The 12,695-nt window shown below is 56.9% G+C and carries 8 protein-coding genes; 6 read left to right on the top strand and 2 right to left on the bottom strand.

Going from position 1 to position 12,695, the window contains the following annotated elements:
* Positions 1–136: 136 nt before the first annotated feature.
* Positions 137–2,788 (bottom strand): LuxR C-terminal-related transcriptional regulator, encoded by a 2,652-nt coding sequence (locus D3Z90_RS10315; protein WP_136475638.1) that lies wholly within the window; start codon positions 2,786–2,788, stop codon positions 137–139.
* Positions 2,789–2,977: 189 nt separating this feature from the next.
* Positions 2,978–4,039, bottom strand: a complete 1,062-nt coding sequence (locus D3Z90_RS10310; RefSeq protein WP_256658345.1) for an AraC family transcriptional regulator — start codon at positions 4,037–4,039, stop codon at positions 2,978–2,980.
* Between the two features lie 423 nt (positions 4,040–4,462).
* Here D3Z90_RS10310 and D3Z90_RS10305 point away from each other — a divergent pair, with 423 nt between their 5' ends.
* The 6 genes from D3Z90_RS10305 to D3Z90_RS10280 all read left to right on the top strand — a co-directional run bounded on the left by D3Z90_RS10305 (position 4,463) and on the right by D3Z90_RS10280 (position 12,656).
* Positions 4,463–5,491, top strand: coding sequence for an HlyD family secretion protein (locus tag D3Z90_RS10305; protein ID WP_256658344.1), 1,029 nt, complete (start codon positions 4,463–4,465; stop codon positions 5,489–5,491).
* Positions 5,488–8,229, top strand: a complete 2,742-nt coding sequence (rbbA, locus tag D3Z90_RS10300) for a ribosome-associated ATPase/putative transporter RbbA (protein ID WP_136475636.1) — start codon at positions 5,488–5,490, stop codon at positions 8,227–8,229. The genes D3Z90_RS10305 and rbbA overlap by 4 nt, the downstream gene beginning before the upstream one ends.
* A 1-nt stretch (position 8,230) precedes the next feature.
* Positions 8,231–9,346 (top strand): ABC transporter permease, encoded by a 1,116-nt coding sequence (locus D3Z90_RS10295; protein ID WP_136475635.1) that lies wholly within the window; start codon positions 8,231–8,233, stop codon positions 9,344–9,346.
* A 35-nt stretch (positions 9,347–9,381) separates the two neighbouring features.
* On the top strand, positions 9,382–9,597 hold the full coding sequence (locus tag D3Z90_RS10290) for a YgdI/YgdR family lipoprotein (protein WP_136475634.1): 216 nt from the start codon (positions 9,382–9,384) through the stop codon (positions 9,595–9,597).
* A 150-nt stretch (positions 9,598–9,747) separates the two neighbouring features.
* A complete protein-coding gene (locus tag D3Z90_RS10285; RefSeq protein ID WP_136475633.1) occupies positions 9,748–11,601 on the top strand; it encodes a triacylglycerol lipase in 1,854 nt (617 codons plus the stop codon).
* Entirely contained in the window at positions 11,598–12,656 is a 1,059-nt protein-coding gene (locus D3Z90_RS10280; protein WP_136475632.1) for a DUF4105 domain-containing protein, read from the top strand. The genes D3Z90_RS10285 and D3Z90_RS10280 overlap by 4 nt, the downstream gene beginning before the upstream one ends.
* Positions 12,657–12,695 lie beyond the last annotated feature (39 nt).

Here is a 12,695-nt window from a genome sequence, read left to right as displayed (position 1 = left end):
GCCTGAGACCCCTTGCCGCTAAGGCAATGAATCGCTGTTGCAATCGATGCTATTAATCCGTCGAGCAGCCTTCAACGCTGGCGGTGGGTAGGTCCTGGATGGGTAGTCACGCCACCTACCCGTATGGGTAGGCGGGTCAGTTGCGAGGGTCGAGCAGACCTTGGCGCAAGGCGGCACTGACTGCCGCCGAGCGATTCTCGACTTCAAGTTTGCGGAATATCTGCTTCAGGTGGAACTTCACGGTATTTTCCGAAACGTCCAACGCCTGTGCGATGGCCTTGTTCGATTGACCTTCGGCCAACAACACCAATAGTTGTGTTTCCTTGGCACTCAGGTGCGCGCGGGGTCGCACCGGATGCGCACGCCAGCCACGCAAGCGCGTGATCACCGTGGACATGCCGGGAAACGCGTCTGGCAACGCTTCGAGCAGAGGAAGAATCGCTGGCCCGGCTTCCAAAATAAGACCCATCAGGCCTTGGCGAACAATGGGCAAGAGTGTGTCGTTGATATCCTCAGCCCGCGATTCGCCACGGGCCTTGTGGCGGGCCAGCAGTGCCAGAAGACGCAACCTCCATACGGGCAAGAGCAGGCCTTGTTGCTGCACGATATCGATGTCCCGTTCCAGGCACGCGAGCGCTGTAGCCGAGGCGCCGCTAGCCAACTGCAACCTTGCCAGAGCCAAGGACTGCGCCTCGCGATTGCGCCAATCCAGCCCGTCGGCAGGAACACTCTCGAGGCCATACAGCTGCACTTCTTGACGAGCCTGCGAAATGAGCCCCGACTGCGCCAATACGTCAATTCGCCATACCTGAACCAGTCGTCCCAGACGCTCGAGCTGTCTTTCATTTGCAATTCGCGATAACTTTTCCAGCTCAACCAGCGCCGGTTGTAGACCCCGAGCACGCAGTGTTGTGCGCCAGGACACTTCAGCGGTGGCGGCAAACACATCCAGCCAGCCATCTGTGTGTTCGAGCGAGTCCCAGCCTTCGCCTATCCATGGTTTCACCTCAGCCCACGCCCCTTGCCAGTACAAGTGCTGGGCCTTGAAACAGCCGACGACCGCTTTCAGCGAACTTTCATTGCCAAAGTTTTCCTGCGCCATGCTCAAGGCTTCATCGATCAGTTGTGCAGAGGCGCTGACCTCTCCGCTCAGCGCCAAGGCTTGTGCCTCATGGATGAGGCAGTAGTTTTCGCCCAACGGACTTGCCACCATGCGCATATGCAGACGTGCAGCCCGAGCCACGCGAATGGCTTGGGCCAGATTGCCTCGTTGCAGAGCACTCATCGCCCCGACGCATTGCAATGTCGCCAGGGCCAATGCACTACCAGACCACCCCTCGCTGTCCATCCAATCTTGTTCACCCGCGAACCGATCGAAGTAGGCATTGGCCAAGGCCTGGATAACAGCAAAATCTCGCTCAAGACGCTCATCGCCCCGCACGGCAACCTGGGCCAGGCGCAGCAACTCTGTCGAAAGCGCCCGATTGCCCAACTTGGCGTGCAGATACGCCTGCATCAACAACAGGTCAGGCTCGCTACTGCGGGCTTGCTCGTCAAATTGTTGCACCAGGCTTTGCGCGTAACTGATCCCCTTGCGCAACACCAGCTCCCATCCGCCAGCCTTGACCACCAAGCTGACCGCCAGTGCAGTATCCTTGGCACGCAATGCATGAGCGACAGCCAGCACCCAGTCGGCCTGCACTGCCAACCATTGCGCCGCCGCCCGATGAATGCGCTGTGCCCGTATTGCATCCAGACGTGGGCGCAGGAAGTCGGCCAACAACAAGTGGTAGCGAAACCAACTGCGGCTGGAATCCAGCGGCACCAATAAGGCTTCGAATGCCGACAGCTGTGCCAGCAATTCGGCGCTGTCCTCGCGCCCTCGCACTACATCGGCCAGTTCAGCGTTGAAGCGCTCCAGCAGCGACGTTTCCAACAAAAAGCCGCGGCACTCCTCGGGCAGGTCCTCGAAAATTTGCTCAGTCAAATACTCCGCCACGTCGACGACACGACCCGAAAACGACTGCAAGCCGAACAGAGAACCATTGGCACCGGACAGCCAGTGGTGGGCCAATTGAACTGCAACCGCCCAGCCTTCAGTCTTCTCGTGCAAGCTGGTCAATGCCGGCTCGCCCAGCTCGACCCCGAAAATTTGCGCAACTTCAGTGAGTGACAATGTCAGGTCGCTGGCGCCGAGCTCATGAACCAACCCTTGTGACTTAAGGCGCGCCAGCGGCCAGGACGGACGCGTGCGGCTGGCAACGATCATATTCAGCCATTGGCTACCTCGCTCGAGCAAGGTCAATACGACTTCATCGACGCAGCTATTGGCCGCCCGATGATAGTCGTCCATCATCAAGGTTACGCGGCGCCCGTCACACGCAAGCACTTGGAGTATGGCAGCCACCGTACGCTGGGGACGCACATCCAGCGACTGCGATTGTGCCAGCGTCGCCAGGCCGCCCACATCCAGCCCTGCCGCATCCAGGGCCCAAATCAGGTAGGCAAGAAAACGGTTTGCTTGGGCATCGGCCTCATCAAGCGACAACCAGGCAATCGGCGAGTCCGCTTGCTGTTGCAACAGGCGCGTACGCCATTGCGCCAACAGTGTCGTCTTACCGAAGCCTGGGGCAGAAACGACAAGCGTCAATGGTTTGTGTTGATTACGCTGCAACTTCTCCAGCAGTTCATCACGAGGCACCGCTTCCAACTGCACTTGTGGCGGCGCAAGTTTGCCCACCCACATCCAGGTATTGGGAGATGACACGTCTTGATGATGATCGTTCATGCTGCGCAACCGAGGCTGTTCGAGGTCCGACCAGGCGGATTCGGGTCACCCTCTGGCCTCCACTTTGCCCTGGAACCAGCGTTAGCCATTGCCCCGACAGCAAGATGCCCAGGAAAGATCTTGAATGCTTGGCGCAAAGTCAAACGCTGCTCTCCTTCAGTAGTTAACCAAAGCCCCAGACTCTGGAGATCAGGTCAGTGCGTTGCGCTCACTGCACAGTTGCACTCGATAACGCCCAGGCGGCGCGTCAAACCAACGCAGGCACGCCTTATGAAAGCTGCTCGCCTCCTTGAAGCCCAACAGATCACTTATCTGCGAAAGATTGTAAGTCGAGCTGCGCAAGTAATACTCGGCCAATTGTCGCCGAGCTCTATCCAGCACATCGCGAAAGTTTGTCGCTTCGCGGGCAAGCCCTCGCTGTAGCGTTCGAGGGTTGAGCTTGAGCCCGCTTGCCACAGCACTCATGTCATACCCGCCTTGGTTCAAGTGCTCTATGAGCCACAGCCGAGTGCGCTCCGTGTAGGTAGCCTTGCGCAACTGCTCCATGCGCTGTTCAGCGAGTCGATCATGCAGTAAGGCCAACGCCTCGTTGGCAGTACTCATCGGATGCATTAGTGCACCTTGGTCGAACAAAATACTGTGTCGCGAGCTACCGAAACGTAATTTGCAGCCGAACAGGCGTTGGTGCTCTGAGGTGTCTGCGGGCTCAGGGTAAGTGAACTCGACCTCCCGCAGGCACGGCAGGCTTCCTCCTGTCAACCAATGACAATAGCCGAGCATTGCCGCCAAACCAGCGTCCTCGAACGACCTCGGTTTGGGGACCAAATCCATATCATCGACCGCCCAGAGACGTTCTCCCTCCTCTTCCTGCGATACCCCGACCTGTACGCCGCTGCCGAGCAAGGATTGATAACGCGTCAGGGAATTTAATGCGCCTTTCAAATTCGGACTCGACATCATTGTGTACCCCACCAGTTGAAAGCCTCCCGGCAAAAAATGCCGATAGGCTCGCAAGCCGAGATCCGAATCTTGCGACTCAGCTTGCGCCAATGCCATTAAACGATAGACATCAGCCCGACGCACAAAACTATCCGGCTGCCTCAGCACAGCAGAATCGATATTCGCGTCCCGACACAAACGTGCAGAGTCGATACCTTCCGCTTCCAGCGTATTGATCAATTGAGCGACGAAGCCGCTGCTAACCCTGAACATCCCAACTCCTTTGAACGGCATCAGCAGGAAAACTAGCATGTTCCCGACTTATTCCCTAAGTGCACATATCCATTGCCTGAAAATGAACTGGGACCACCTGGGAGGTACCTGCGGACAGTTTCAACGCACCGCAGGACGTTGTCGGGGCTAAGTAGGGTGGCCGACAATTGAACAACTATTGAATAGGGAAAACACAGCAGGTTCGCACTGCTCAACGCTGCCCCGGGAAGCCACAAGGACGGTACGCCCAGCACGCTATGCCCCGCTACAACCCGATCGCCACGCCAATGGCTTGAACCAGACTAAATCTCATCAGTAGCTTAGCTGCGGGCTTGTCTCAAGGGGTAGCCGCGCGGCTTCGCAGCCGCATGTTCAGGCGAAACCAGATGCCCCTTAGAGAAAGTGATCAGTATGTCCGTGAAAGAAAAACGAAAGAAATTGGCGAATGTTTTTGGAGTAGCCATGATTTTGGCCGGCGTGGCTGCAGTCACATGGCTGGAGTTGCGTCCAAATGGCCTCGGTGATGGGTTCGCAAGCTCCAACGGCCGAATCGAAGCCACCGAGGTGGACATCTCCAGCAAGTTGCCGGGTCGACTCCTTGATCTTCTGGTCGACGAAGGCGATTTCGTCAAGTCTGGGCAGACGCTAGCGCGTATGGACACTCAGGTGCTGGAAGCCAATTTGAATCAGGCCCAAGCCAGGGTCCGCAAAGCGCAGAATGCCATTCTTACGGCTAATGCCCAGGTTGCGCTACGCGTCAGTGAGAAGTCTACAGCCGAAGCAGTTGTGCGCCAGCGTCAGGCAGAGTTGGTTGCTGCCCAGAAGCGCCATCAGCGTACGGAAAAGTTAGTGGCACATAACGCTATGGCTCGCCAGCAGCTAGATGACGACTTCGCCAGCCACCAGAGCGCCCTGGCTGCGGTCAGTGCCGCACGTGCACAGGTTTTGTCTGCCCAGGCAAGCATTGATGCGGCTCAGTCGCAAGTCATCGAAGCGCAATCCGCCCTGGAGGCAGAACAAGCAAGCGTCCAAAGCCTAATGGCCGACATCGAGGACAGCCAACTCAAGGCGCCACGAACCGGGCGCGTGCAGTATCACATCAGCCAGCCCGGGGAAGTCCTGCCGGCAGGCGGGAAGGTGCTCAACCTAGTCGATCTCAACGACGTTTATATGAACATATTCCTTCCTGCACAGCAGGTTGGCCGTGTCGCTTTGGGCGCAGAGGTGCGACTGGTGCTCGATGCCGCGCCACAATTTGTCATCCCTGCCAAAGTTACCTTCGTAGCCAACGTCGCCCAGTTCACGCCCAAAACTGTGGAAACTGCCATTGAGCGTGAAAAGCTGATGTTCCGGGTCAAGGCGCGCATCGATCCACAGTTGCTCAGGGAAAACCTCGAACAGGTCAAGACCGGAGTTCCAGGCATGGCCTACCTAAAACTCGACCCTGAGGCGCTGTGGCCTGAAGAGCTGAACGTACGGATCGGGCAATGACGACGAACATACCCGCAGTAGTACAACTGGAGGGCGTCGGCCTGCGTTACGCAGCTACTTGCGCGCTGAATGACATCACCCTCGACATCCCCGCCAGGCAAATGGTCGGACTGATCGGCCCAGACGGTGTCGGCAAGTCCAGCCTGCTGGCACTCATCGCCGGCGCTCGTCGAATGCAGGAAGGCACCATTGAGGTACTCGGGGGCAACATTGCCGATGCCAGCCACCGCCGTGCTGTATGCCCGCGAATTGCCTACATGCCGCAGGGACTGGGCAAAAACCTGTACCCCACCCTGACCGTGTTCGAGAACCTTGATTTCTTCGGTCGCCTGTTCCGGCAGGACGCCAATGAACGAAAAGCGCGAATCATCGACCTAACCCGAAGCACCGGTCTAGGACCGTTCGTAAACCGGCCGGCGGGCAAGCTTTCTGGAGGAATGAAACAGAAACTCGGGTTGTGCTGTGCGCTGATCCACGACCCAGATCTGTTGATCCTCGACGAGCCCACTACTGGCGTAGACCCACTGGCCCGCAGCCAGTTCTGGGATCTGATTGAACGTATTCGACAACGCCGCCCAGGCATGAGCGTGATCGTCGCCACCGCCTACATGGACGAAGCTCAGCGCTTCGACTGGTTGGTAGCCATGGACGATGGCAAGATGCTGGATACTGGTACGCCGCAGGACCTGCTGCGCCGCACCAATAGCGCAAGCCTTGAGGAAGCCTTCATTGCGCTGCTGCCAGAGGATAAACGACGTGGCCACCACGCCTTGGTCATTCCGCCCCGCCCCCCCGTGACCGGTGATGCCGCGATAGCCATCGAAGCCCATGGGCTGACCTGCCGTTTCGGCGATTTTGTCGCAGTCGACCACGTGGACTTTCGCATCGAACGCGGAGAAATTTTCGGATTTCTCGGCTCCAACGGGTGTGGCAAATCCACCACAATGAAAATGCTAACCGGACTGCAGCCAGCCAGCGAGGGCACCTGTGCACTGTTCGGCGAGGAAGTCGATCCTCGCAACATCGATACCCGTCGACGGGTTGGGTACATGTCCCAGGCATTTTCACTTTACAGCGAACTGACCGTACGACAGAACCTCGATCTACACGCCCGCCTGTTTCATATTCCGACCAAACAACGCACTAGCCGCATCGAAGAGATGCTCGAGCAATTTGGCCTGCGGGTTGTCGCCGAGCAATTGCCTACGGACCTGCCTTTGGGCGTGCGCCAGCGCCTATCACTGGCAGTAGCGGTGATTCACTCGCCGGAAATACTGATCCTTGACGAACCCACCTCGGGAGTCGACCCGATTGCACGGGATAACTTCTGGGAATTGCTGGTCAAGTTATCCCGAAAGGATGGCGTAACTATTTTCATCTCCACTCACTTCATGAACGAGGCCCTGCGCTGCGACCGCATGTCAATGATGCACGCTGGTCGTGTGCTCGATAGCGACACGCCTCGCGCACTGATGGAGAAGCGCGGCTTGCCCACATTGGAGCAGACCTTCATCGCTTACCTGCGTGACGTCGTAGACGACAATGCGACCGATACCGATTCAACAGCAATTGCAATCCCTGACCCGGTGGCTACTTCAAAAATCCGCGAGTCGAGCTTCAGTTTGAGGCGCATGTACAGTTATGCCCAGCGCGAAGCTATGGAGCTGCGACGCGATCCGATCCGCGCCACCATGGCGTTGGTAGGCTCGGTACTGCTGATGTTTATCATGGGCTATGGCATCAACATGGATGTCGAAGATCTCAGCTTCGCTGTGCTTGACCGTGACCAGACCACCACTAGCGCCGCCTACGCAGAGCACATCTCCGGCTCTCGATATTTCGTGGAAAAAGCACCGTTGCGCAACTACCAAGAACTCGACCAGCGCATGCGCACCGGTGAAATCAGCCTGGCAGTGGAAATCCCGCCCGGTTTCGGGCGCGACCTTAAGCGTGAGGCTGCTCCGCAAATCGGCTTCTGGGTAGACGGTGCCATGCCATCTCGAGCCGACACAATCAAGGGTTATATCCAGGGAATCCACCAGAGCTACTTACAAGAGTTTGCCCAGCAGTCCGTGATTGCCACAGTGGACCAAGTGTCCAACATTGAGTTGCGCTACCGTTACAACCCTGATGTAAGAAGCCTGCCAGCAATGGTGCCGGCAGTTATACCGATCCTGTTAATGATGATCCCGGCAATGTTGACCGCCCTAGGGGTGGTGCGGGAAAAGGAACTCGGCTCTATCACGAATTTTTACGTTACCCCAGTCACTCGCCTGGAGTTTTTGCTCGGCAAACAGCTGCCCTATATCGCCCTAGGCATGGCCAACTTTTTCACCTTGGTGGCGCTCTCGGTTCTGGTTTTCGATGTCCCGGTCAAAGGCAGCGTGTTTGCGCTGACACTTGGTGCTCTGCTCTACATTACCTGCGCCACTGGCCTGGGCCTGCTGATTTCCTCCATTCTCAACAGTCAGATTGCAGCGATTTTTGGCACGGCTATCGCGACTCTTGTGCCAGCCACACAGTTCTCTGGACTGATCCATCCGGTCTCGGCAATGGAGGGCAGTAGCGCGCTGATCGGTCACCTGTACCCGACTACTCACTTCCTCACTATCAGTCGTGGGATATTTTCCAAATCGCTGGATATGTCCGACTTGTATCTTTACTTCGTCCCCCTTCTGCTCACCATCCCGGTGCTGACCTTGATCAGCGTTGCCGGCCTGAAGAAGCAAGAGAAGTGACATGCGCAAACTAAGCAATATCCTGCAACTGGGCATAAAGGAACTGCGCAGTCTATATCGCGACCCGGCGTTACTGCTGCTGATAGTTTATTCCTTCACCTTGAGCATCTATTCCCAGGCTACTGGTGTACCGGAATCGCCTTTTCACGCGAGCATCGCTGTTGTCGACGAAGACCGATCACAGATTTCCAATCGTCTCGTGGATAGTTTTCAGAAGCCCTATTTTCTCCAGCCGGACTACATCACCCTTGGTGAAATGGACAGTGGCATGGACACCGGGCGCTATACCTTTACCTTAAATATCCCCCCCGACTTTCAGCGAGACTTGCTCGCCGGACGCCGACCAACCATTCAGCTTAACGTCGATGCCACTCAGGTCAGTCAAGCCTTCACCGGAGCCGGCCATATCCAGCGGATCATCAATGACGAAGTACGCGATTTTGTCGCCCGCCAACATGGTGCTCAGGCGCTGTTAGTAGAGGCCGTGATACACATGGCCTACAACCCCAACCTGGTGCAATCCTGGTTCGGCTCCGTTAGCGCCATCATCAACCAAATTACCATGTTGTCGATCATTCTCACCGGTGCCGCACTGATTCGAGAACGCGAGCATGGCACCATTGAACATCTTCTGGTGATGCCTGTAACCCCGTTTGAGATTATGTCTGCCAAGGTTTGGTCGATGGGCATCATAGTGCTATTAGCGACCGCGCTCTCAATGCGCCTGGTTATCCAAGGTTGGCTGGCGGTACCGATTCCGGGTTCGATTCCGCTGTTTCTTACCGGCGTCACCTTGCATCTTTTTGCCACCACCTCGATGGGTATTTTTTTCGGCACATTGGCGCGTTCGATGCCGCAATTGGGCCTGCTGGTCATCCTTGTGTTAATGCCATTGCAGATTCTCTCAGGCGGCACAACTCCTCGTGAAAGCATGCCGCAGGAGGTACAGCACATCATGCTTGCGGCACCTACTACACACTTCGTCGAACTGGCCCAAGCCATTCTCTTTCGCGGAGCAAACGCAATAGTGGTCTGGCCGCAACTGCTGGCCTTGTTCGTCATCGGCAGCCTGTTCTTTTTCTGCGCATTGGCCCGGCTTCGCAAATCACTGAACTAACTCGAAATACACCTAAACCGTCAAGGAGCACCATCATGAAAAAAGTAATTCTTGCAACTTCCGCCCTGGTTTTAACCTTGCTTAGCGGTTGCTCCACGCCATCGCTGATCGTGCTCAACGATGGGCGGGAAATCCAGACGCTGGATACTCCCGAGTACGACAACAAAAGCGGCTTCTACAACTTCAAGCAACCTGACGGTAAGCTTCAGCGGGTCAACAAGGATCAGGTGAACACCATAAAAAGCCTATAAGCATGCATTTCGATGGCGACCTGGCGCCCGCCAGCGCCATCGGATCATCCAGCTCAGCGCAACGCAACGTCATCACCAACAACGAGATCCGCCGTGCTCCACCGTCTTTTGTCCCCCTCACAAACCTGTCTATTCACGGTGTGCCTTTTAATGCTGACCGGTTGCGCCGGCGTTAAGGTCAACACCATAAAAAATGATGACTACCTGGCGCAGCGTCGCGGCGATGTCCTAACCACAGGCAAACTCAGCTTTTCCAGTCGCACCACTCTGCAAGTGATTGGTACCAACGAGAAAGCATGTTGGAGCGTTCTGGCGAAGTGCCGCCAACTTCTCGCCGGCAACGGTGGACTGACTGAAGAGAGCAAACTATCGACACTGGCCGAACTGTGGCTGCTCCAAGCCGTGCGCGACACCACGAACACCAACCCGGAAAGTCGCATAGCGGCCTATCTGGAAAGCGCCCGTTATGCCTACGCCTACTTGTTCTACACCAACCGTCCCACCAGCCAAAGGGCGCTGGAGGATCGTCAAACGCAGGTGCGTGACTACTACAACATTGCTGTGCAAGAAGCACTGACGCTTACCTTTGAACTGTATCGCGGCAGACCCCCGCAATCGAACAACAATGATGGAAGCTTCACTCTGCAATTGGCCCATTGGACCCTCAGCGGTACCATGCAGGATGTGCGGCTGGCGGATGGACGCCAACTACCTCAAGAGCTGATACCCGCTGCCGCTCTTTCCTTCGCCGGCCTGCGCAACCAGTACCGTCGTGACGGCCTGGGAGCCGAACTGGTTGCTGTGACCAGCAAACGAGTCGTTGACAGCCACAGCGACCAACAGGCTTGGAGCGAGACTCCGTTTCCGGCTATCACCGCAGTAATTCGTTTCCCGGGTGAAAACCTGGAGCAGGTGCTGGCCACTCGCACGGCCCAGATCACTGGCTATGATCCTTACCGTAGCGTTTCTTTCGATGTCGCCAACCAAACGGTACCGCTCGCGGCCAACTTCACTTCCGGATACGGCCTTTGGCTGGCCCGCTCCGGCTTCGCCCGCCAGTCACTGGCGACGCTGGTAGGTCGTGGCGAGGTATTGGAAGCGCCCCATCTATATTTGCTGCAGCCCTATGATCCCGATCGACGCATAGTCATCATGCTCCACGGTTTGGCCAGCAGCCCCGAGGCCTGGATCAACGTCGCCAACGAAGTACTTGGCGACGAGGCTCTGCGCAATAACTATCAGATCTGGCAAGTCTATTACCCCACCAACCAGCCGATTGTTTTCAACAACATTGCTATCCGTAGAACCATCGAGCAGACGCTGACTCACTTCGACCCTCAGGGTCGGGCAATTGCCAGCCGCGAAATAGTACTGATTGGCCACAGCATGGGCGGCGTGCTGTCGCGCTTGCTGGTGTCTTCCACCGGGGACGAACTGCTGGCAACGACGCTCGCTCAATACAACCTAAGCGGCAAGCGCCTGAAAAAAGCGCGTACCACCCTCGACCCATACTTGCAGTTCGAGCCTCTACCCCAGGTTGGCCGTGCGGTATTTGCCGCCGCCCCGCATCGGGGCACGCCATTTGCAGAAAATCACCTGTCACGCTGGGCTGCCAGTTTGATCAGGCTTCCGGTGTCGGTACTTGGGCGATTCAGCGAAATTACCCAGGCGCTGATTGATCCCAACTCTGCCTCCCCGATCTCGCTCCATCGGGGGCTCAACAGTATCGACAATCTGAGCGCTCGTGATCCATTTATTCGCAGCACGGCAGACTTGCCAATATCACCGCAAGTGCCCTATCACAGCATCATCGGCAACCACTCTCCTGAATTGACACTGCTGAACAGCAGCGATGGCGTTGTCCCCTACTCCAGCTCACATCTTGTCGGTGCGCAATCGGAAATGGTCGTACCTTCATGGCATAGCGTTCAGGAGACACCGGAAGCGATCGTGGAAATCCGCCGCATCCTGCGTCAGCACCTCACCGAGTTAGCGCGCCGATGAAACAATTACACCCACGCCTACGCATCGCGTTACGCCTGCTGCTCACACCGGTCTTTGTGTTGACCACAGTCTGGGGCTCTTTTGCCCTGCTGTACCGGCTGGAGTGGCCGTTACCAGCCAGCTCCGCCTTGATAGTGCTCTGGTGCCTGCTGGGTGTCGGCTCGCTGCTGCTACTTTGGCGACGGCCAGTTCTATGGGCCGTCGCCGCCTATCTACTGGTATTGGCGTTGCTGCAGGGATGGTGGCAGACACTGCAACCCTCCAACCAACGAACCTGGGGCGACGATGTTGCCCGAATGACCCAGGGTTGGACGAAGGGCAATCTGCTATGGCTGATCAACGTGCGAAATTTCGACTGGCGCAGCGACGATGATTACGATATCGCGTGGGAAGATAGGCAATACGACCTACGTCAACTGCAGTCAGTAGATTTGCTGACGTCCTACTGGGGCATGCCAGCCATTGCTCACATCTTGGTCTCCTTCGGTTTCCAGGATGGCCGCCAACTGGTCTTCACCGTAGAGACGCGCAAGGAGGAAGGAGAGCGGTACTCTGAGCTGGGAGGTTTTTTCAAGGAGTACGAACTCAGCATAATCGCCACAGACGAGCGAGATGCTGTGCGGGTACGCACCAATGTGCGTGACGAAGATATGTATCTGTATCGCATCGACATGACCGTACCGGCCATGCGCGAGCTATTGCTGTCCTATGTTGCACAGGCCAATGCTCTGGCGGAACGCCCTCGTTTCTACAACACCCTGACCGCCAACTGCACGACCATCGTTTTCGAGATGGTGCAGAGCATTCTCGGCGGTCTACCCGTTGACCACCGTCTGCTGCTGACCGGTTACCTACCTGAGTATGTGCTTGATATCGGCGGTCTGCAAAAAGGAGTCACCCTGGAGGAACTGCGCCGCCGGGGGCGGATCACCGACCGTGCCCGATTGGCCGGTGACGTACCGGATTTTTCGACGCAGATCCGACTTGGGGTACCCGGCTGGCAGGCTGCCATTCCAGCGGGCGACCGGAGTGCAAACACTGATGGATCACCGTGAGTGCGCACTCAAACCTTACTTCCTGCCCCACTCGGCGCT

The sequence above is a fragment of the Pseudomonas sp. DG56-2 genome (assembly GCF_004803755.1).
Classification (GTDB): domain Bacteria; phylum Pseudomonadota; class Gammaproteobacteria; order Pseudomonadales; family Pseudomonadaceae; genus Aquipseudomonas; species Aquipseudomonas auratipiscis.
Note: the sequence above shows the minus strand (reverse complement) of the source record. Positions and strands in the feature narration are given on the sequence as shown.